16 protein-coding genes, 1 other RNA gene and 7 pseudogenes are annotated in these 22,875 nt (G+C 35.2%); 17 read left to right on the plus strand and 7 right to left on the minus strand.

Annotated elements, in window-relative coordinates:
- Positions 1–11: 11 nt before the first annotated feature.
- Positions 12–2,000, minus strand: a pseudogene (uvrB, locus tag CICURV3402_RS05595) (excinuclease ABC subunit UvrB).
- Between the two features lie 199 nt (positions 2,001–2,199).
- Between uvrB and dksA the strand changes: the two are divergent.
- From dksA to CICURV3402_RS05625, 10 genes and pseudogenes are all read left to right on the plus strand, one after another.
- Positions 2,200–2,655, plus strand: coding sequence for an RNA polymerase-binding protein DksA (gene dksA, locus CICURV3402_RS05600; protein WP_158380185.1), 456 nt, complete (start codon positions 2,200–2,202; stop codon positions 2,653–2,655).
- A 175-nt stretch (positions 2,656–2,830) separates the two neighbouring features.
- A complete protein-coding gene (pcnB, locus tag CICURV3402_RS05605; protein WP_268904319.1) occupies positions 2,831–4,180 on the plus strand; it encodes a polynucleotide adenylyltransferase PcnB in 1,350 nt (449 codons plus the stop codon).
- 10 nt (positions 4,181–4,190) lie between these two features.
- Positions 4,191–4,703: a 2-amino-4-hydroxy-6-hydroxymethyldihydropteridine diphosphokinase gene (gene folK / locus CICURV3402_RS05610; RefSeq protein WP_158380186.1), complete on the plus strand. Its 513-nt coding sequence runs from the start codon at positions 4,191–4,193 to the stop codon at positions 4,701–4,703.
- Between the two features lie 269 nt (positions 4,704–4,972).
- A pseudogene (locus tag CICURV3402_RS07730) lies at positions 4,973–6,116 on the plus strand (efflux RND transporter periplasmic adaptor subunit).
- 217 nt (positions 6,117–6,333) lie between these two features.
- Positions 6,334–6,474 (plus strand): annotated as a pseudogene (locus CICURV3402_RS07795) (efflux RND transporter permease subunit); the annotation flags it as partial.
- Positions 6,454–8,515, plus strand: a pseudogene (locus CICURV3402_RS07265) (efflux RND transporter permease subunit); the annotation flags it as partial. The pseudogenes CICURV3402_RS07795 and CICURV3402_RS07265, both read left to right, overlap by 21 nt.
- A 78-nt stretch (positions 8,516–8,593) precedes the next feature.
- A complete protein-coding gene (locus tag CICURV3402_RS07735; RefSeq protein WP_407079084.1) occupies positions 8,594–8,815 on the plus strand; it encodes an efflux RND transporter permease subunit in 222 nt (73 codons plus the stop codon).
- A 94-nt stretch (positions 8,816–8,909) separates the two neighbouring features.
- A pseudogene (locus tag CICURV3402_RS07740) lies at positions 8,910–9,221 on the plus strand (efflux RND transporter permease subunit).
- Entirely contained in the window at positions 9,184–9,393 is a 210-nt protein-coding gene (locus CICURV3402_RS07745) for an efflux RND transporter permease subunit (RefSeq protein WP_407079085.1), read from the plus strand. Before CICURV3402_RS07740 ends, CICURV3402_RS07745 begins: the two are co-directional and overlap by 38 nt.
- Positions 9,394–9,843: 450 nt before the next feature.
- Positions 9,844–10,047 (plus strand): HHA domain-containing protein, encoded by a 204-nt coding sequence (locus tag CICURV3402_RS05625; RefSeq protein ID WP_158380205.1) that lies wholly within the window; start codon positions 9,844–9,846, stop codon positions 10,045–10,047.
- Positions 10,048–10,328: 281 nt separating this feature from the next.
- Here CICURV3402_RS05625 and ffs read toward each other — a convergent pair.
- Positions 10,329–10,425, minus strand: an RNA gene (ffs, locus tag CICURV3402_RS05630) — signal recognition particle sRNA small type.
- Between the two features lie 214 nt (positions 10,426–10,639).
- Here ffs and folA point away from each other — a divergent pair.
- The 7 genes and pseudogenes from folA (at position 10,640) to metJ (ending at position 16,885) form a co-directional block, all read left to right on the plus strand.
- Positions 10,640–11,122: a type 3 dihydrofolate reductase gene (folA, locus tag CICURV3402_RS05635; protein ID WP_158380187.1), complete on the plus strand. Its 483-nt coding sequence runs from the start codon at positions 10,640–10,642 to the stop codon at positions 11,120–11,122.
- A gap of 179 nt (positions 11,123–11,301) precedes the next feature.
- On the plus strand, positions 11,302–13,866 hold the full coding sequence (mutS, locus tag CICURV3402_RS05640) for a DNA mismatch repair protein MutS (protein WP_158380188.1): 2,565 nt from the start codon (positions 11,302–11,304) through the stop codon (positions 13,864–13,866).
- A gap of 136 nt (positions 13,867–14,002) precedes the next feature.
- Positions 14,003–14,623, plus strand: a pseudogene (locus CICURV3402_RS06950) (hypothetical protein).
- Positions 14,620–14,886: a histidine kinase dimerization/phospho-acceptor domain-containing protein gene (locus tag CICURV3402_RS05660; protein ID WP_187306985.1), complete on the plus strand. Its 267-nt coding sequence runs from the start codon at positions 14,620–14,622 to the stop codon at positions 14,884–14,886. The pseudogene CICURV3402_RS06950 and the gene CICURV3402_RS05660 overlap by 4 nt, the downstream one beginning before the upstream one ends.
- A 498-nt stretch (positions 14,887–15,384) precedes the next feature.
- A complete protein-coding gene (locus CICURV3402_RS05665) occupies positions 15,385–15,528 on the plus strand; it encodes a hypothetical protein (RefSeq protein ID WP_187306986.1) in 144 nt (47 codons plus the stop codon).
- Positions 15,519–15,665 carry a hypothetical protein gene (locus CICURV3402_RS05670; RefSeq protein ID WP_187306987.1) on the plus strand — a complete coding sequence of 49 codons (147 nt, stop codon included), beginning with the start codon at positions 15,519–15,521 and terminating at the stop codon, positions 15,663–15,665. Before CICURV3402_RS05665 ends, CICURV3402_RS05670 begins: the two co-directional genes overlap by 10 nt.
- Before the next feature lie 928 nt (positions 15,666–16,593).
- Positions 16,594–16,885 (plus strand): annotated as a pseudogene (metJ, locus tag CICURV3402_RS05675) (met regulon transcriptional regulator MetJ).
- 9 nt (positions 16,886–16,894) lie between these two features.
- On the opposite strand, the gene ubiA reads toward metJ, so the two are convergent.
- From ubiA to dam, 5 genes are all read right to left on the minus strand, one after another.
- Positions 16,895–17,743 (minus strand): 4-hydroxybenzoate octaprenyltransferase, encoded by an 849-nt coding sequence (ubiA, locus tag CICURV3402_RS05680; RefSeq protein WP_158380192.1) that lies wholly within the window; start codon positions 17,741–17,743, stop codon positions 16,895–16,897.
- A gap of 613 nt (positions 17,744–18,356) precedes the next feature.
- Positions 18,357–18,557, minus strand: coding sequence for a hypothetical protein (locus CICURV3402_RS05685; protein WP_187306988.1), 201 nt, complete (start codon positions 18,555–18,557; stop codon positions 18,357–18,359).
- Positions 18,558–19,333: 776 nt separating this feature from the next.
- The gene (gene trpS / locus CICURV3402_RS05690; protein ID WP_158380193.1) at positions 19,334–20,356 is read right to left on the minus strand and encodes a tryptophan--tRNA ligase; all 1,023 of its coding nucleotides are present in this window, start codon (positions 20,354–20,356) and stop codon (positions 19,334–19,336) included.
- A gap of 1,009 nt (positions 20,357–21,365) precedes the next feature.
- A complete protein-coding gene (gene rpe / locus CICURV3402_RS05695; protein ID WP_158380194.1) occupies positions 21,366–22,043 on the minus strand; it encodes a ribulose-phosphate 3-epimerase in 678 nt (225 codons plus the stop codon).
- A gap of 14 nt (positions 22,044–22,057) precedes the next feature.
- On the minus strand, positions 22,058–22,870 hold the full coding sequence (dam, locus tag CICURV3402_RS05700; RefSeq protein WP_158380195.1) for an adenine-specific DNA-methyltransferase: 813 nt from the start codon (positions 22,868–22,870) through the stop codon (positions 22,058–22,060).
- Positions 22,871–22,875 lie beyond the last annotated feature (5 nt).

The following is a 22,875-nucleotide window of genomic DNA, read 5'->3' on the forward strand; positions in this document are numbered from 1 at the left end:
TCTCACTAGGTTTATTGAGGCGTCTTTAACAATAGGGTTAGTTGTTCAATCTCGTCTCGTAGTTGCCCAGTGTTTTCAAACTCCATATTCTGTGCATGATCGTGCATTTTTTGTTCCAATTTATTAATCTTTTACTTAATTTTTTTCTGTGGAGAGGACGGTATACCTATCGCTGTTTTCTTCAAGTGTTATCGTATCTTTTTTCGCTTTCACTTTAGTATAAGATCGGCCCAGCTCTAAAATATCCCGAATCTTTTTCTCTAATTTTTTTGGAACAATACCCTTTTCTTTATTGTAAGACTCTTGTTTTTTAAGCCGCTGTTCAGTTTCATCTATGGATTTTTCATTGAAAGCGTGATTTTGTTACTATATTAAATGGCTTTGCCATTTAAATTCCGTACGGAGCGGCCAATAGTTTGTATTAAATAGCGCTCAGATCGCAAAAAACCTTTTTTATCTGCATCTAATATGGCCACCAAAGACACCTCGGGCATATCCAAACCTTCTTGCAACAGGTTAATTCTAACTAAAAAATCAAATTCTCTTAGTCACAAATCACGAATAATTTCAATACGTTATACAGTATCGATATCTGAATGTAAATAACGGATACGCTCTCCCTGTTCTGCGAAATATTCTGCCATGCGTTTTATTAATGTAGTCACTATTATGCGCTCATTAATGACAGCACTCTGTCGAATTTCAGATACAAGACCATCGACTTAGTCAGCCACGTGCCTGACTTCAATCATAGGATCCAGCAAGCCTTTTGGACGAACTACCCGTTTGACAAGGTCTTCTGTCGATTAAGTTCATAGGGGCACGGAGTCGCCGAAATATAGATGATCTGAGGTGCAAGCGATTCAAACGCATTAAAACACATGGGCAGATTATCTAAAGCAGAAGGCAAACGAAAGCCATATTCTACGACGGTTTGTTTACGAGAGCGGTCATCTTTATACATACCACCTATTTGCGGAATAGTCACATGTGATTCGTCTGTTATCAATAGACCTTCTAAAGTAAGGTAATCCAATAGGATTAGAGGTTGTTCTCCAGCAGAACGACCCGAGAGATAACGTGAGTCATTTTCAATCCCAGAGCAGTAATCTAACTCGTTCATCATTTACAAATCAAATTAAGTACGCTGGATTAGGCGCTAATCTTCAATTAACTTGTTGTTCGCCAATAACTGTTCTCGTCTTTGCACCAGATTAATTTTGATCTCTTCCATAGATTGTAAAATACGCATTCTAGGCGTGACACAATGGATTTTTAGGTAAACGGGAAACTGTCTTCTGTATGTGCCACGTTAAAGGGGCAAACAGTGATAGGTGTTCTACCTCATCATCAAATAATTCGACCCTCACCGCAAAATCGCTGAATTCTGATAGAAAAATATCAATATTCGTGCCTCTGACGCGAACAGTCCCTCTCTAAAAACCTGATCATTACGACTGTGTTGTAATTCTGATAAACCCGCCAGGATGACTCTTTGATCTATGATCATACCTTTTGTTAAATGAAGTATAATTTTCTGATACAGATCAGGATCATCCAATCTATAAATAGCAGAAACCGAAGCCATCACGATGACATCCTGAAGTTCCAAAAGCGCTTTCGTAGCAGAAAGACGCATTTGTTCAATATGTTTATTAACGGCGTCGGCTTTTTCAATAAAGGTATCTGAACTGGGTACATAGGCTTCAGGTTGATAATAATCATAATAAGAAACGAAATATTCCACGGCATTTTCTATAAAAATCTTTCATTTTACCATACAGATGAGCAGACAATGTTTTATTAGGTGCCAGGATCATCCTGGGCCGATTAAGATCGGCGATAACATTCGCGACCGTAAAAGTTTTTTATGAACCTGTAACTCCCAATAATGTCTGAAGTATTAAACAATTTTTTAATCTCTCTTTCAGTTGATGAATAGCTTCATGTTGATCTCCAGGAAGTTTAAAATTTGAGTGGAATTTAAATGCTTTACGCATTTTATTGACTTCCATGCAAAATGCTTTAAAAAATCAATTTTAACTTAAATTTGATTTGTGTTTTCAGTCTCTCTTCAGACTGGAGAGTGACTCTAAGATTATAGAGTAATTGCCAACTTATCTACCATCTGTTATTTATAGCGCCGCTTATTTTTCTGTATACAGTTTAGGTGTTTTTTATAAATAGTAGGAGGATTACATGCAAGAACAGCAGAAACGTAAAACGTCATCCTTGAGTCTTCTTAATATTGCTGGTGTGAAACCTTATAAAGAGAAACCCGGCGAAGAATATATGAATAAAATACAACTCCAGCATTTCAAAAAAATTCTGAATGCTCGGTACCGTCAACTGCAAGATGAAGTCGGTCGTACTGTCTCTAATATGCAGGATGAGGCGGCCAATTTTCCTGATTTAGTTGATAGAGCGGCTCAAGAAGAAGGCTTTAGTCTTGAATTACGTAATCGAGATCGAGAAAGAAAATTGCTCAAAAAAATCGAAAAAGTACTCAGCAAAGTGGAGAAAAACGATTTTGGTTTCTGTGATTTATGTGGCGTCGAGATTGGAATACGTCGCTTAGAAGCACGTCCTACCGCCGATATGTGTATTGATTGTAAAACTTTGGCTGAAATTCGTGAAAAACAAGGGATGGTCTAAAATAAGACTCGTGCTTTCTTTTAATAATGAGTTAAAAAAGCGTAAAATTTATTATCCATTTCTGAGGTGTCCTATTTTTAGTCGAGTCACTCATTTTTTTAATCAGATTTTTATTCAAAAGAATAAAAATAACGGGTTTGATCGGGGGAAGAATTCAACACGCTTCTCCAAGATCGTGACAAAAGAAGTTCAGAAAAAAAATGGGATGACCATTATACCTCGTAAAAGACATCCTATTTCTCGAAAAAATATCAGTGAAAATGCTCTGAAAGTACTCTATCGTTTAAATAAGGCGGGTTATGAGGTCTATTTGGTTGGAGGGGGAGTGCGTGATTTATTATTAGGTAAACAACCAAAGGATTTTGATATTACCACTAATGCCACGCCAGATCAGGTGCGTGAATTATTTCGAAATTGTCGATTAATTGGCCGGCGTTTCCGTTTGGCACATATTATGTTCGGTACAGATACTATTGAGGTGGCTACTTTTCGAGGCCATCATGGGGTAAAATCTGGAAACCAAAACAGTCATTCTTCTAAACGCGCACAAAATGGCATGTTACTTCGGGATAATATCTTTGGCTCTATTGAAGAAGACGCCCATCGGCGTGATTTTACTGTTAACAGTTTGTACTATGGGATAGCCGATTTTACATTACGTGATTACACAGGTGGCATTACAGATATCAAACAGGGACTCATTCGTTTAATCGGTGATCCTGAAATACGTTATCCAGAAGATCCGGTACGAATGCTAAGAGCCGTGCGCTTTTCAGCTAAGTTAGGTATGCCCATCAGTTCTGAAACAGGAAAGCCAATACCCCGCTTCGCCTTCTTATTGAAGGAAGTACACGGTGCACGATTATTTGAAGAATCATTGAAGTTATTACAGTCCGGTCATGGGTATATGACTTATCTTAAGCTTTGTGAATATCAACTTTTTCCATTGTTATTTCCATTGATTTCTCGAAATTTAGCTCAAACAAGCGATTCTTTTATGGAAAAGATTATCATTCAGGCGCTCAAAAATACCGATGAACGCTTGAAAAATAAATTAGGGATTCATCCAGCTTTTTTATTCTCAGCCATGTTTTGGTATCCCTTTGTTGAAAGAACTCAAAATATAAAAAAAGAAAGCGGGAAATTGACCTATTTTTCAACTTTTTCAATGGCGGCAGATGATATTTTGAATGAAATTTGTCGTTCTTTTGCGATTCCTAAACGTTTTACTATGGTGATGAAGGATATTTGGTTATTTCAAATTCATTTCTCTGATTCTCAAAAACCTCGCGCATTCCAAGTGACGGAACATCCTAAATTTCGCATTGCATATGATTTATTAGTTTTAAGAGCAGAAGTAGAAAATCAGCATAATCTTAAAAAAATTGCTCAGTGGTGGGCCGAGTTTCAAGTAGGTACAGTCTTGCAAAAAGAATTGATGATAGATGCTCTCCAGCAAGACTCAAGTCGTCGGAACTCTCGTTCGAAAAGAACGCCTAATATTAAAACATTGCACACTAAGTAGCAGGTAAAATATGTCAAACACCCGGGTTTACATTGGTTTGGGCAGTAATTTATCAAAACCTAAAAAACAGATAAAAAGTGCAATAACAGCTTTAACTCGCTTATCTGATAGGCCTGATACGATTAAAATTTCGGCGTTTTATCAAACAAAACCACTTGGTTCACAGGATCAGCCAAATTACTTAAACGCAGCAGTTTCGCTTGATACCTCACTTTCTCCTGAAACACTTTTAGATCATACACAATTGATTGAACTGAATCATGGACGCACTAGAGAAAAAAATCGGTGGGGACCAAGAATAATTGATTTAGATATTTTATTATATGGGGATCAAATCATCAGTACTCCGCGTTTGCGAATTCCTCAATATGGAATAAAAAATCGTGTATTTGTACTTTACCCATTATTAGATATTGCTCCAGATCTTATCTTCCCTGATGGTGAATCTTTAGCTCAATGTTTAGTCAAAGTGAATCAAAAGGATTTATTGGATATTTGTCAAATATCTCCCAGTATACCATAAAACCTAATGTTTTTAGGTAGTAGAAGCAGGGTCTTACTTTTTCTCTCTTCATCAAAGTTTTTTCTCTCTTCATCAAAAGCTGATTTACATTTTTTCCTACATATAGATAGTATTTCTATATAAAATCTATTTTAAGAATAAATCGTTTTTAACGATTGTTTTATCAGATCTATTATCTGACAGAAATCTTTATAAAGGTGTATTTAATACAATTTACCTTTTATCTAATCTTGTTCATTCGTATATCTCCATCAAAAAATTGAGGTTTTATAAATAAAAATAGAGACATTTTAACTCTAGCAACAGTTTTTATCGTTACAGTGAGTTTGCTGATGACAGGATGTGATAATAACAAACATTCTCCCAAACATACTCGTCCATAAATGCCTGAAGTCAGTGTGATGATTTTGAAAGCGCAGCCTCTTAATATGACTCATGAACTCCATGGTCGTACATCTGCATTTCGGATCGTGGAAGTTCGTCTACAAGTTAATGGGATAATCTTAAAACGACATTATCTGTAAGTCAGTGATGCCACTGAAAGTGCCTCATTGTATGAAATTAATGCAGATACTTATAAAGTATCCTATGAAAGTTCTCAGGGTGATTTAGCAAAATCGCAAGCAAATGCAAAAATCACTAGGATCACCTTAAAACGTTATAAAAGTTTAAATGGCAATCATTATGTTAGGCAACAAAATTACGATCAAGCATTACTCTCTTCGATGCACGCCGATGCAGAGGTTCTTAGCGCCAAAGCAGCCATAGAAAAAACCGCCATTCATCTTTTATATACTAAAATTATTACACCCATGAGTGGTCGTAGTAGACCGTTATCTATGACAAAAGGTGCATTAGTCACAGGCGGTCAAATTAATCTTTTAACTACCATTTAGCAGCTTGATCCTATATATGTCAACTTAACGCAATCGAACGGGGATGTTTACGTTTACAACAGGAACTCGCGAGTGGCTAATTAAAACATCAAAACAGAAAAACAAAGCTAAAGTTATTATTAGAAAGTGGCATTGAATATCCTAAAACAAGCACTTTATAATTTTCAGATATTACAGTTAATCAAACAACGGGCTCTATTACAATCTAAGTGATTTTTCCTAATCCTCATAAATTATTATTGCCTGGGATGTTTGTTCGTGTTCGTTTAGACGCAGGCGTAACAGTGACACTTTGTTGGTACCACAGTAGGGAATTACTCGTGATCCAGAGGGTCTGGCAACTGCCATAGTGGTGGGTAAAAACGATAAAGTAGAGATACGTAAGCTCAAAACCGATTAAGCGATAGTTCATCAATAGCTTGTAACTTCTAGTTTACAGCCAGGCAATCGCGTTATTGTCTCCGGATTACAAAAAAATACTAAAGAAATGCAAGTCAAAGTACAAGAAACATCTTGATTTTTACTCTGCTTACAGTTTATCTCACTAAAAACATTAAAAGGTTTAACTGAGCCGTTATTATGTCTGATTTTTATAGAGCGCCTTATTTTTGCTTGGGTTATCGCCCTCATCGATTACTTTAGTTATCGCCCTCATCGTGATGTTTTTAGGTGCATGAGAGATCACAAAATTACTAGTAACTAAGTACCCTGCGATAGCTCCTCCTACTATTTTAATCGCAGCGAACTACCCTGGAGCAGATGCCACAAGGATACAAAATTCAGTGACTCAGGTTATTAAACAAAATATGAATCGTATCGATAACTTGCTGTCTATATCTTCTAACAATGATTCTTCTGGAAATGCCAATATTACTCTGACTTTTAATCTAGGAACAGATCCTGATATTGCTCAGGTGCAGGTTCAAAATAAATTATAAAGAGTGATGCTAGCTTTACCTCAAGAGATTCAAAAGAAGGTGTTATAGTAGAAAAACCCGCAGGAAATTTTTTGATGTTTCTTACTGTTATGTCCGAAAATAGATTAATGAAAAAAATCGTAGACTATGTGATTTCTAATTTAAAAGAGCAGCTCAGTCGAATAAACGGCGTCGGTGACGTGCAACTTTTCGACTCACAGCACGCGATGCGTATCTGGTTGGATCCCTATAAATGAAATGATTTTAAACTCATGCCGCTTGATGTGATGAACGCCATTCAAGCAGAAAATAGTTAGCTTTCCGCTGGAGAGTTGGATTCAGCCCCTACTATTGCTAGTCAACAGCTTAATGCTTCAATTGTTGTGCAAACCCGTTTAACTTCTGTAAAAGAATTTTCTTAGATTTTACTTAAAGCCAATTCTGAGGGTTCTCAAGTACCATTAAAAGATTGCGCTAATGTTGAACTCGGTAATGTTGAACTCGGTTCGGAAGTTTATAAACTTAATATCCTTTACAATGGAAAGCCGGCTATTAGTGTAAGCATCAAACTTGCTACGGGTGCAAACGCTCTATAAACCTCTAATGCACTAAAAGCAGAGTTGATCAAACTTGAGCTATCGTTGCCCGATGGTCTTAAAGTCGTCCATCCATATGATACGAGTTCCTTTATTAAAATATCGATTCAAGAAATGATTAAGAATTTGTTAGAGGCGATTGTCTTAGTTTTCTTTGTGATGTATCTCTTTCTTCAAAATTTCAGAGCGACATTGATACCGATAATTGTGGTTCTGGTTCTCTTGCTCGGCACATTTGGCGTTCTTTCAGTATTTGGTTATTCCATCAATACATTAACGATGTTCAGAATAGTACTCGCCATCGGTTTATTGGTGGACGATACCATAGTTGTCGTTAAAAATGTGGAACAGGTGATGTAAGAAGACGGGCTTTCACCTAAAGAAGTCTCGAAGAAATCGATGCAATAAATTCAGGGGGCTTTAGTAGGGATAGCATTAGTTTTGTCTTCTGTATTTATTTTAATAGTTTTTTAGGAAGTGCGACTTGGGGAATGTATCGTCAATTTCTGTCACCATTTTTTCCGCCATGGTATGATCGGTTTTGGTGGCTTTGTGATCATAACCCCTGCATTATGTGCTAGTATTCTTACGCCTATTGATAAAGATAAAAAAATAAAAGCGGCGAATTCTTAGACTGGTTTAATCATATTTTTGAAAAAGCGGCCATCACTATACTCATAGTGTGAAACATATTTTAAAAGTAACGGGCGTTACTTAATAATGTATCTGTTTATTGTGATTAGTATGTGTGTTTTTTCTGCCTTTACCGACCTCTTTTTTACCAGAGGAAAATCAGGGTGTTTTTGTGACGATAGTTCAGAGCCCTGTCGGCACCATTCAAGAAAGCATAAATAAATTGCGCTCTCACAAGTCACTGATTATTTTTAACTTAAGAAAACGATGTACTTAAGTCTGTCTTGACGTTAAGTGGTTTTGGTTTTAATGGATAGGGTCAAAATATAGGCCTTGTATTTATTAGTTTAAACGATTGAAGTCAACATACTAAGAAAAAAGATACAGTCGAGGCTATTGTAGCGCTGGCATCTAGAGCTTTTTCACAAATCAAGGATGGGCTGGTGTTCGCTTTTAATTTAGCCCCAATAACTAAATTAGGTATTGCGACTGGTTTTGACTTTGAATGACTTAACCAAAGAAATTTAGGTCACCAAAAGTTAACTCAAGTGCGTAATCAATTATTGGCGATGGCATCTCAACATCGAGATGTATTAGTTAATGTACGTCCCAGTGGAATGGAAGACAGCCATAAGTTTAAAATGAAAATGGATAAAGAAAAGGCATGAGTACTTGGGCATTCTCTTTCTGATATTAATACGACACTAGGTTCTGCATTCGCTGTAATCTATGTAAACGATTTTATTGATACCGGGCAAGTCAAAAAAGTGCCTTTCCAGGCGCTGATCCTTTTCGAATGTTGCTAGAGGATACTAACTATTGATATAGTTCATAATAATTAAGGTCAAATGGTGCCATTTTCTTCTTTTTCTAGCACTCAATGGAAATATAATTCACCACGTTTAGAACGTTACAATGGATTTCCATCAATGAAAATTCAAGGTCAATCAACTCCTGCTAAAAGTACAGGAGAGACTGTGGCATTGATGCAAGAGCTCGCAAAGAAACTTCCGAATGGTATTTCGGTTATGATTGGAGTGACGCCTCTTTCACGAGCGTATGTCTGCTAATTAATCTCTATTTTTATATGCCCTGTCCCTGATCCTTGTCTTGTTATGCTAGCCCTTGCTCTGTGAGAGTTGGTCAATTCCTCTTTCAGTGATAATGGTTGTACCTGTTGGGGACATAAGGGCACCATTAGCCATTTATTTAACTGGTTCGGACAACGATGTTTATTTTCAGGTCAGCTTGTTAACCACGATTGCTTAATAGGCTCAAAATACGATTTTAATTATTGAGTTTTAAAAGAATTTAATTTCAAAAGAAAGGAAAGGTCTGATAGAAGCCACATTATCTGCTGTTCGAATACGTTTACGTCCGATTTTGATGACCTCTTTAGCATTCATGTGGAGCGTTTTACCCCATAGCGATAAGTCATGTGGCAGGCTCAGTAGCCCAACATGCCCTTGGTGTTAGGGTGATTGGCAGTATGATAGCCTCTACCGTTTTAGCTATTTATTTTGTTCCGGTGTTTCTGTGGGTTTTTTGCAGTGATTTGTTCAAAAAATACATTTTGATATTCAACATTCAGATAAATAAGCTGATTTTTATGATTGATGTCCGATCAAAGGTTATGCTTAATAAATGATTAATCAGCTAGTTTAGCTTGTTTATAAAAAGCTAAGGTTAATTAATTTTTATAATTTTTTGGTTTTCAAAGTAAATATATAAAAATATATCTCACTAATAAATGCTTAGAGATAATATCTCATAATTTTACTTGACAAGGATTAAATATTAATTAAAATTCTCTCCCTTGTATTAAACTCTATATAAATAATATGATTTTTCATATCTCACGATACAAGATATGAAATATGCCTTGTCGTCAATCATATACATCAAAGAAATTCTTTTAAAATAAAAAACTTATTTAATTAACGGGATATTTTATTCTGTTTAGCATTTATAGAAATTATCTTGTCAATTTTATGATACTTTTTGAAATTAATCCATCTATTATTCTAAAAATAGAATAATAAAGAACGACCCTAAATTTAAATATTGAGAAAAATAAACTATGACAACAAAACCTATTATGACAAAAAAAAAGTATCTGATGCGTTTAAGAAAATGTACAACTATTCAGACTTTAGAGCGTATCATCGAAAAGAATAAATATGAACTTCCTGACGATGAACTTGAATTATTTTATTCTGCGGCTGATCATCGTTTAGCCGAACTGACCATGAATAAACTCTACGATAAAATCCCTCCATCAGTGTGGCAACACGTTAAATAATTTATTTAACATTTAGTTCGAAGCCATGTTATTTTTTGGCTCGATAAAAAATGAATGTATTTTCTAATACAATATAATATATAAATCACTTTATCTATTAATTGATTAAAAAATTTAAAATAATTTATTATAAAAATAACTTATTGTAAGTATGGTTTCTATTCAAAACTTAGAATAATACTAAAAATTATTTTAAGGAATTTAAATAGCTTTCATAAAAACCGAAAGTGATACTTAAGAAATCTACATTTATATGTAGAAAAATAACATTAAGGTGGCAACTCTGCTGGCAGCATCCAGATACATACGAAACCTGCTACGGCTGCTTCCTTCCGGATCTGACCGGATTTACAAGTGAGTATTACCGGGTGACCAACAGAGCTACCAATTAAAACAATTGCGTGTTTTTAAAGGCGCCGGCATTATTAAACATATATCTCTAAATAGCAAACAAAATCATTATAAAAAAGGGCTTTAAATGTGTCAACATCATAAAATGATATCCGATAGGAGCTGCTCATAAAGCACAAGCCCCATCCGAGGTCAATTTATAAGAAGTCTGTTGATTTTTCTCATTTTTGGACTTAAGACTATGATCATCAGTTTAATTGCCGCTATGGCTCAGAATCGTGTGATTGGCTTCAATAATAAGATGCCATGGCATCTCCCTCTTGATTTTGCGTGGTTTAAAAAAAATACCCTTCACAAACCTATTATTATGGGGCGTAAAACTTTCGACTCGCTAGGGCGAGCTCTACCTGGGCGGATGAATATTGTGATGACCAGACAAGGAATTACCTCTCCAGGAGTGATATGGGTTTCTTCGATGGAAAAAGCATTAAAAGCGACTCAGGAGGCCCCTGAAATCATGGTGATTGGAGGCGCTGAAATTTATCGTCAATTTTTACCTCAAGCGAATCGTCTTTACCTCACTGAGGTTTTAAAAAAAATTCAAGGTGATACTTATTTTCCTGAATATGAACAACAGTGGGAAATGGTATTCCAAGAATTTCATTCTTCTGATAATACTCATCTTTATCCTTTTTCCTTTCAAATTTTGCACAGGGTACGATGAAAATGTTATCCTTGGTGATCGAATGCATATCAAAATATTAATGTGAATGAAGTATTTGTTTTAAGCTAAATCAGCTAATATGCGGTGCGAAAAGCCAGATCATATTTGTCTCTCCTTCATTTTTAAAAATGGCATTCCCTGTGAATTTTAAATTCACTGAAAGCAGGAGCAATATTCCTATGGATAGTATCCATAAATGTGAATCTCATACCCCAATGATGCAGCAATACCTACGGCTTAAATCTGAACATCCAGAGGTATTTTTGTTTTATCGAATGGGCGATTTTTATGAATTGTTTTATGACGATGCTAAACGCGCTTCCAAATTATTAGATATATCATTAACTCAACGCGGGCAATCTGCAGGTACAGCGATTCCCATGGCAGGAGTCCCTTATCATGTCATCGATAATTATTTAGCTAAACTCGTTCAATTGGGTGAATCTGCGGCTATCTGTGAACAGGTTGGAAATCCTTCTAACAGCAAAGGGCCTGTTGAACGCAAGGTCGTTCGTATCGTGACTCCTGGCACCATTAGTGATGAAGCATTATTGCATGAGAAACAAGATAATTTACTGGCCGCTGTCTGGCAAGATAAACAAGGTTTGGGTTATGCCACCTTAGATATCAGTTCAGGACGCTTTCGCGCAATGGAACCAAAAGACGTCGAAGCCTTAAAAACCGAATTACAACGTACTCATCCTTCTGAATTACTCTATCCAGAAACCTTTGAGCTTATTTATTTGATTGAATCCCGTCCAGGTTTACGCCGACGCCCTTTATGGGAATTTGAGATCGAAACAGCTCGTCAACAGCTTAATCTACAATTTGGTACACAAGATTTAACGGGCTTTGGTGTAGAACAGGCACACTTGGCTTTAAGAGCAGCAGGCTGCTTACTGCAATACGTCAAAGATACACAACGTACTTCTTTACCTCACATCAGAGAACTAATCCTGCAACACGAGGAAGATAATGTCACCATAGATGCTGCTAGTAGGCGTAATTTAGAATTAACTGAAAATTTATCAGGGGGTACAGAAAATACGCTGGCCAGTATTTTGGATTGTACGGTGACGTCTATGGGGAGTCGAATGTTAAAGCGTTGGCTTCATATGCCTATAACAGATATAAGCACACTACTTCATCGACAAGAAGCTACCAGGGTATTACAGTATTTTACTTCTGATTTAAAACTGCTGTTACGTAAAGTCGGTGATTTAGAGCGTATTCTCGCCCGGTTAGCATTGCGTACCGCACGGCCAAGAGATTTAGCTAGAATGCGCTTAGCTTTTGAGCAGTTACCTGAAATTCATGACATATTAAATACGTGTAAATCTCAACATTTAAAAAAATTGTTATCTGAAATAGGTCAATTTGATGCATTACTTGATTTACTGCGGCGAGCAATAGTAGATATTCCCCCTGTATTAATACGGGATGGAGGTGTTATTGCCACAGGATATAATGAAGAATTAGATAAATGGCGCGCACTATCTGATGGCGCTCATGATTATTTAAATGAACTGGAAATACGCGAGCGTCATGAATTAAAATTAGATACCCTAAAAGTAGGATTTAGCGCCATACATGGATACTATATTCAGGTAAGTCGTGCCCAATGTCATTTGATTCCCTCTCATTATGCTCGGCGTCAAACACTAAAAAACGTTGAACGTTACATCATTCCTGAATTAAAAGAATATGAAGATAAGGTGCTCACCTCCAAAGGAAAAGCATTAAGCATAGAAAAAGATCTCTATGAAAAAATTTTTGATTTGTTGCTACCTCATATTGTCTCATTACAAACGAGTTCTACCGCGCTGGCTGAATTAGATGTGCTGTCTAATCTGTCTGAAAGAGCAGATACACTCAACTATGTTTGCCCTATTTTGACTGAAAAATCCGTGATTGAAATTACGGGTGGTCGCCATCCCGTGGTAGAGCAAGTTTCAAAACAACCTTTTATTGCCAACCCCATTTCTTTATCTCCTGAGCGCCGGATGTTGATCATCACAGGTCCTAACATGGGTGGGAAAAGTACTTATATGCGCCAAACGGCACTGATTGTATTATTAGCACACATCGGAAGTTTTGTACCCGCAGACAAAGCTATAATTGGATGCGTTGATCGTATATTTACTCGTATTGGCGCGGCAGATGATCTGGCTTCCTGCCGTTCTACCTTTATGGTTGAAATGACCGAAACCGCGAATATTTTACATAATGCCACGGCGAAAAGTTTGGTATTAATGGATGAAATCGGGCGAGGAACTTCCACCTATGATGGCCTTTCTCTGGCTTGGGCTTGTGCGGAAAATTTGGCTATCCACATTAAATCCATGACGCTTTTTGCTACTCATTATTTTGAATTGACATGCTTACCAGAAAAAATCAACGGCATAGTCAACGTTCATCTGCAAGCTTTGGAGAAAGGAGATGAGATTGCGTTTATGCATTCTGTTCATGAAGGTGCTGCAAGTAAAAGTTATGGTTTAGCTGTCGCTGCTTTAGCTGGCGTGCCAAAGAAAGTCATCAATAGGGCTCGTCAAAGATTAGAGGAGCTGGAATTTACTGTAGAAGAGAAGGGGCATCCGAAATTATCCCTTCCTTCTTTAAAGCCTACTTTTGAAAAAGAGTCTACAGATCATCCTGTTATTCGTAAATTAAAAACCTTAAAGCCAGATATGATGACACCGTATGATGCATTACAGTGGATATATTATTTACAAAAAATGTTTTAAATTAACATATTGCAGTACATAATTTTTATTGGCACTCGCCAGAATGATGATTTTAATGCTCTCTCCTACGGCTTTGCTTGAGCTGCTGCTCAGCGCATTTTTTATGATGCATTGCTATCATGAATTAGAAAAACAGATGATTCATGCTGGCACTTATGTTATTCAATCCTTAGCTGTTGTCAGCAAATACGCCATGACATATAAAAACAAGGAGTTTGCTAGGCGGCTGATTTATAGGTAACATTATCAACATGTAAGTATCATCAAATCTATTGCCATTTTTAATACAGACAACACGCTTTTTGTGACTTCAAATTCTAATTATTATTCCTTATTAACTTCCTAAAATACCCTTATTCCAACAAGGCTGATGCCCACTCATTTGAATAATTCTTTAATTTTACTAATTCCCATTACTTCTGAGTGTCATTTAGTCCGCTTCTTAGGATATCATTTATCTATAAATAATAGACAGAAACCCGTTTTAGGGTATATCGCCATCGATCTCAATTTACAGGACACACGCTTACAAAAACGGAATGAATGTCTGATTTTATGGGTGTTCTTAAGTTTTGGTCTCTGTATAACCACATTATTTATTTATCGTTTAAAAATCATTGCTCAAGCCACTTCAGATTTACGTAAAACCTTGGCAAAAATGGAAATGCAACATATAGAGTTGGAAATGAGTAAGAAAAAAGTGCAAGAGGACTCTTATATGAAACCAGGTTTTTTGCCAATATATCGCATGAATTGAGGACGCCTCTCAATATTGTCATAGGTTTCGCCCGACAAACTCTCAAAACTTCTGAGACGCCCAGTCCGACCGATTACATTGAAAAGACAAAACAATCTGTTCATAATTTATTATCTATTATTATCAATGATGTATTAGACTTTTCGAAATTGAACGAAAAAACTCATTGTAGATTATATTCCTTTGCAATTGAGAAAAATTTAGATACAGTGATGATTTTCTATCTCACACTCACGCTCACAGTGCCAATGCAAAAGGCTTAGAATTAATTCTAAAAATACATCATGATGTACCCGATTGGGTAATGGGAGATCCAATAAAATTTCAGAAAATCATCACTAATTTATTAGGTAATGCGATTAAATTTACAGAAAAGGCCATATTATTGTTCAGATCCCTTTAATTTCAAAAAAAAGGCAAGTATCCACTTGCTGCTGAAAATCCCAGATACTGGAAAGGGGATCTCTGCTAAACAGCATGCCGAATCATTTCAGGATTTTATACAAGCTGATGCGAGTATTTCTTACTGTCACAGTAGAACAAGTTTAGGTATTGCTATCACAAGAAAACTTATCTAAGCAATGAGGAGAGTCAATTTTGACAGTCAAGTTAATCAGGGATCTACGTTTAGCTGTAATATTAAGCTCGGTTTGAATTAACAGATCGCAAATCTTCCTCTCCCTATCGATATTTAGCTGGCAATCAACTGGTTTATATTAAATCTAATTTTTGTTGTTGCCAAAAAGCTTCATATTTTGCATATGACCCCATTAAAAGTGACTTATGCCACTTCTTTTATGGAGTTGCCAAAGCAACATTACGATGTTGCACTACTCGGTGTTCTCATTCCCGTTCGAGATAATATGGCGGAGCACCACGATCAATTAATGACCCCATGGCACTAGCGGATGAAATTATTTTGGCATTACCCAGTCAATTACATGTATATTCAAAACAATTAAAACAGCTCGGTGCCAAAGGATGCCTTATTAAACCCATTTCGGCTCGTCGATTGTTTCCTTTATTGCTCGAAAAAACGTAAAAATACGCCTTCTAAGTTGTTTCAATAGCTTCGTTTGTCTAACTACTTAGTTTTTCGAGTGATGGCAGTGGACGATAATCCTGCAAATTTACAATTAATCGACACTTTACTTTAACCATTAGTAGATAAAATTATATTGTGCAGCAACGGAGAAGAAGTATTGTTTATAGCGACTCAAGCTCAGATTGATATGATTTTAATAGATATTCATATGCCAAAAATAGAGGGGATTCGAACCAGTTCGGTGATACATTAATTGCTTTTACATCGAAATACTCTCATCATTTCCGTGACAGCATATACCATACGGGGCAGAATGAGCCGTTGTTAGTCTATAAGATAACAGATTATTTAACAAAACATATTAATGAAACACGTCTGATTCAAGCGATTTTACACTATCGCAAAAAATAGCATTTTAAAACCCGCCATTTTTGTAGGCGGCAGAATGCCACCTGTTTCACTAACTGGGATCTGGCATTGAAGCAAGCCGATTATCAAAAAGATTTGGCCTGTGATCTCTTGAAAATACTTTTAGAACTGCTTGCTGATGTTAAAAAACGAGTTTATGAAATTGTAGATTTAGGGGAAAAACAATAAACGCCGAGGAAGAAGCGAATATATTATCTGTTATCCACCAGCTTCATGGCAGAGCGGCTTATAGCGGGTTGCCTTGACTGAAAAAATTTGCGTTGTCATTGAAAAGGAATTACATAAAACAACCCTTTTAAAAGATTTATAGTCAGAGTGGTTTGAATTATTAGATGAGATAGAAAACGTAACTATTACCACCGCAGTGCATTTATCTTAATTTTTAACTTAAGATTTACTATACAATAAGCCCTAACCTTGAAGGAAAAAAGGATAATAATTAGAATTATGTTATTTAAAAACAAGAGGTTTTATGGCGAAGTAGAATGGCCAATATATCAGCCCTTATGCTGAACAGAGTAAAGAAGTGAGCAGGTTAAAAAAATTATTACTTGCATTCCAACAAAGGTGCTCAAAATACTGACAGACAAAAGAACTCGGCAACAAATTAAAATTTACACTATGCTACTAAAAGTGAATTATTATGAGAAGCTTTTTCCCATGCTTTCACAGACCAATATTTGCCGAATGACGATAATTTGAGACAAGAACGGAATGACGAAATTCCTCAAGCAGCCAAGATATTAATGCGTTATCTGGGGATCACTTCCGATACCAACGAATACTGACCCCATTTTTTAGTAAAAATGTGAAAAAATGCCTAAAAATAAAATGAACCCGACATAATGATTGTTCATAAAAGCTTGAAAATATCCATCTGAACTTATCATCAATTTTTGTTGATATATAAATAATATTCCAACTAATCCAACGGAAATATAAAACAAGACTCCAAACTGCATCAAATATCCCAGTAATATCATTAAAAAAACTGTGATAAATTGTAATAAACCTATGATCAATCTATCATGTTGACCGAACAAAATTGCAGTAGATTTAACACCAATTCTCAAATCGTCATTACGATCTACTATCGCATATTGGGTGTCATAGATGAGCGTCCAACAAAGATTTAAAAATAGTAACAGCCAGCAAACTATAGGTAAAGTTTGAGTCACAGCAGAAAAAGCCATGGGAATTGACCATCCAAAAGCCAATCCTAATATAAGCTGAGGTAAATGTGTGACTCTTTTCATAAATGGATAGACCCAAGCGAGTAAAACTGCAACCAAAGAAATTGCAATCGTCATATGATTGAGCATCGACACTAAACAAAAGGAAAGAAAAATTAGGAAAAAAAATAGAATTTTGCAAAATCTGCGATCAACTTCGCCACTGGGTATGGGTCGACTTGCAGTACGTTTCACGTGACCGTCAATCTTTCTATCAACATAATCATTGATCACACATCCCGCCGCTCTCATAAAAAAAACACCCAATATAAAGATGGCCAATATTTTAATATCAGGGATCCCTTTACTGGCTATCCAGAGTGCCCATAAGGACGGCCACAAAAGCAAGAATATGCCTATGGGTTTATCGATACGCATGAGCCGGCAATAGGCTGTCCATGTTTTTTTACACAAACTTGGTGTTCCTGAAATAGCAATACAGCGGGGAAGCAGGTAAAAAACTTCTGTTAATAATAGCGGTTTATTGGATAACTGTAATTTGGATAACGGTAATAAGGATCGCCTTACCCAGAGATCATCTTAATGTCACGTTTGAATGTAATCTAGTTGCAGATCTTTACTACTAAACAAAAGCACCAAGATGTGTTTTGCCTAGTAGATTCAACAGCGCAGATTTAGGCCCTGACAGGTTATCCTATGAGATAACTTTACGGCCGCCCGGGGTTTATCATCAGCACACATAACGACCTCTCGTATCCAATAACGTAGGTTCTCAGGGAGCAGCTCTTTTCATTATATAAAGCCTGATGTTCAATAAAACCTTCGTGTTTCAGATCGATGATTATCTGCTGACAATGTCGCTCAAAGCGCTCATTCCTCATAGAGCCTATTTCTATCGGTCATCCGGCCACTTCCAATAGCAAATTGGGCTCTTAAATAGAGCGCTAATAGAGTATCAATAATACATTTTATAATAAATTTTTCGTGGACATAAGTAATTTCTCTTACAGAAATAAAGTGGTTTTTATTATCACTTTTTCTGATTATTTCAATCACATTATTTTTATTAACGATCGAGCCAAGGAGACAAAAGACTCCAAAAGATAATATTGGCTCCCAGATAATTTTCTGCATAATCTGTGAATTCAGCTTTTTTAAAAGATCGACAAGTTTGTGGATTTGTATAAGTAAAAGTAGGCTCTTGTACTGCCATGGCGACCAAACCCAGTTTTCCTTTATATTTATGAAAAATGATAGGTATTTTCATATGTTCTTTTTTATTCGGTATAATATCGAACCCACTTAATCCAATATTATTTTTTCTTATAATACAAAAAATTTTGACATATATTAATGGTCAATATTCCATTCGCAAGGCCAAAAATTAATATATTTCACCACATGAGATTTCTTAAAATCTTTTCTAATGAAAAGTTCATTTTCTATTTCAGACTTGAAATATTCTTCACAAGTAAACTCTATTGTTTATTTGTTTATATTAATATTAATCGCTGTATTCATATAAATGAATACCAAAAATACGGCCATTAAACTTCTTGTCTAATTCGCTTATTAACTTTTTATATATTTTTTGTACCTACGTATTCTATTGTTACACTACCAGACCTGAAGAAATCGGTTTATTTTCTCCTGGATTATCATGCTGATTAACAAGTCCTTTCTTGTAGATAGGCTAATTGAATAAATAATAGGGTACGTTTTTCGTATCAGGTGGAAAAAAGATCTTGAAGTTGCATAAATAAATTTTATGTAATTTATTGACATACTCTAAATCTTTTCAATTTTAGAAAAATTATATTAATTTTTTCTTTTTCTAAGATGTTTAAATTATAAACTATTTGTACGCTATCAATATCTTGGCGTCTTAATAGACGTTTTATTTTTTCTAAATTACCAGAAGAAGTATATAAAGAATTTTTAACGGTGCTGAAAAATAGGAAAAGAGGTGAATGTAAGGATAACTAACATGAAAGAAAAATGTAAAATATTTATTTATTATCCTTATTATTAATTATTATTTCTTTAAAAAGAAGCAGGCACAAACCCTAATACATCATATACTTTCTTTATTGTAAGTTGTCCTCGCGCCCTAGCCTGATCAGCCCCTTGCTTCATCACTTTCTGTAAATAGGGTTCATCTGCACGATAATGTTGATAACGTTTCTGTATGTCATTTAGCATATGAGTAAGAGATTCCGCTAACTCTGTTTTTAAATGACCATACATTTTACCAGAAAAATTTTTCTCCAACTCAGACATATTTTTATTGACCACTCCAGATAATATATCTAGCAAATTCGACACCCCTGGTTTGTTTTTGATGTCGTAATAAATTTGAGCGGGATTATCAGAATCGGTCATCGCTTTTTTTATTTTTTTGATGATATTTTTAGGATCTTCTAATAATTCAATTACATTATTGCGATTCTTATCTGATTTGGACATCTTTTTGTTTGGCTCCTGTAATGACATGATCCGTGCTCCACTTTGAGCAATAAAAGGCTCAGGAATCACAAAAATATCGCCATAAATACTATTAAAACGTTTTGCTATATCTCGAGCCAATTCTAGGTGCTGTTTTTGATCTTCTCCGACCGGTACTTGATGGGTTTGGTATAACAAAATATCAGCTGCCATTAAAGTCGGATAATTCAATAGGCCCGCATTCATATTTTCTGAATGTCGTGAAGATTTATCTTTAAATTGTGTCATTCGATTGAGTTCACCAAAATAAGTAAAACAATTAAGAATCCAGCTTAATTGCGTATGTTCAGGGACATGAGATTGAACGAAAATAGTGCTTTTTTTTGCATCGATTCCACATGCAAAATATAACGCTAATGTGTCTAAAGTGCTTTTTCTCAGAGACTCTGAGTTTTGGCGTGTGGTAATGGCATGTAAATCAACAATACAAAAAATACAGTCATAATTCTCTTGGAGATTTACCCACTGACGTAAGGCACCTATATAATTTCCAATAGTTAAAGAGCCAGAGGGCTGAGCCCCACTAAATACGACGGATTTGATGACATTTGATTGATTCATTTGATGCCTTTTGAAATTTTACATAGTATAAAATTAGTTATATTTACTCGTTTCTGATTATAATTTCAAAAATAAAATATTTATTGCATCATACTAAAATATTTTTTAAATATCATTGATTTTAAAGAATATTATTAAATTTCATGTATTTCATTGGATGAATAAAAATGTCCACGATGTTTTTAAAAATCTACTCAACAAAAAAGTTAAAGAATATTTAGCAGAGAATATTCTAAAAAACCTTAAAATAAGTTTGTTTATTTAGTCATACATAAAATAATTTTCTTCGTATATGCATTATAAGTAACTGTCTAGAATGGTTTAATATATACATAGAATTTAATTATCAGTTAATTAATTTTATTGTTATTAATGTTTTGTCTAGGGTTAAGAATTTTGAATATGATAAAAATATTTTAATTTCATAGAAATTGGTCTGACCAAAGGTACTAGATCAAGTTAAGACATACGATATTAGTAGAGATCATACTTTTATTCTACATGATTAGAAACAAAATCTGGCGCTTTTATCCATTTTTGATGACAAATCTTAAAACAAAAATGATTTTTATAGACAGAGAGACAATGTATTTTTTACTAGTTAAACACATCAGAAGTTACTTTCTCTTTATGAAATATTTGAAATACCTACTAAAAATATTAGCTTTTCAAAAAGAGAAAAATGAAATTTTACATTGGGTAAGTATAGGTAGAACTACTTATCAAGAAATTTCAAAAATAATAGGTATTAAAAAATGTAATATTAAATTTCATATGAAATATAACGAATAAATTAGGCGAGATTAATTCAAGGCATACTATAAATTAGCTTATAAACTCAAATTATTAAAACAAATTTTAGATGATTTTTTAAAATTTAAAATAATGTTTAGTATATTTTATGTATTTTGTAATAATTAAAAATAATTAATTTTAATATAAAACCAATTCAATGAATATGTCAATATTTTTTGAATGAGTCTATTTTCAAATAGTATAGATCATATATCTAATTAATTTTAACTTTAAGTAATGCATTTCGCATCGCATGAATGACCACATGGTAATCAGGTTGGCTGAAAATAGCATAACCGGCTACAAATATATCCGCTCCGCAATATGCTATTTCAGCAATGTTATTAACATTAATACCACCATCAACCTCTAAACGAATGTCATAGCCACTGTCGTCAATGATTTTTCGGACTTGGCTTAACTTTTTAAACGTGCTAGGAATAAAGGCTTGCCCTTCAAAACCAGGATTAACAGACATCAATAAAATCAGATCTAACTTATCTAGAATATAATCGAGATAATGGAGAGACGTGGAAGGATTAAACGCTAAACCAGCTTGGCATCCCTGTTGTTTAATTAGCTGTAAAGTTCGATCAATATGTTCTGAAGCTTCAGGATGAAACGAAATATAGCTCGCCCCAGCTTGAGCGAAACGGCTAACCAGCGCATCCACGGGTTGTGCCATAAGATGCACATCGATGGGCGCTTCAATTCCATAATCCCGCAAGGCTTGACACACCATCGGACCCATCGTCAGATTAGGCACATAGTGGTTATCCATCACATCAAAATGGATAAGATCGGCACCCGCTCTGAGGACGTTGGCAGTATCTTCACCTAAACAGGCAAAATTTGCAGACAAAATAGAAGGCGCAATTAAATATTTTTTCATGAATTTTTCTTTAGTTAGCAATATAAAGCTAAAAGTTCATCCACCTTACGGCGGCCAAAACCATTACAACTGATGGTACGCCTTGCTTTCACTACATAGAGTGAAGCTTGATGATACCACTGCCGTGTTAGAGCCGTATCATGATTGGAAATCAAAACTGAAACTTGATTATCACGACTGAGATGGTGAGCTAGCTGAGCTAAATTTTGTTGATCTAAAGCATTAAAACCGTTATGGAAATAAGAAGTAAAATTAGCAGTCATCGATAAAGGAACATAAGGTGGATCACAATATACCACTGCCTTCCCTGAGGCTTGCATTAAAGTTTGTTGATAATGCTCGCAGATAAAAATAGCGTTTTGTGCTTTTTCAGAGAAAAAATACAATTCTTCCTCTGGAAAATAAGGTTTTTTATAAGATCCAAAAGGGACGTTGAATTCTCCTTTTAAATTATAACGACACAAGCCGTTGTAACCATGTCGATTCAAATATAAAAATAATAGGGCTCGTCTATACTCATCTTCACAGGTATTAAACTCTTTACGAAGCCCATAAAATTGTTTCACATTATTAAATTGATGATGAAAAAGTAAACGTGAATCACGTACAAAATCATCAATACGTGATTTTACGATATTGTAGAGGCTGCTTAAATCACGATTAATATCGGCCAGAATGTAATAACGATAGTGAGTGTTTAAAAAAACGGAACCAGCCCCAACAAAAGGTTCAATCAAGTAATCTGCTGAGGGAAGATGTCGACGTATCTCTTCAATGAGATGGTATTTTCCGCCAGCCCATTTTAAAAATGCCCGTTTTTTCTTCAAAATGC

The sequence above is a fragment of the Candidatus Williamhamiltonella defendens genome (assembly GCF_900699045.1).
Lineage (GTDB): Bacteria > Pseudomonadota > Gammaproteobacteria > Enterobacterales > Enterobacteriaceae > Hamiltonella > Hamiltonella defensa_A.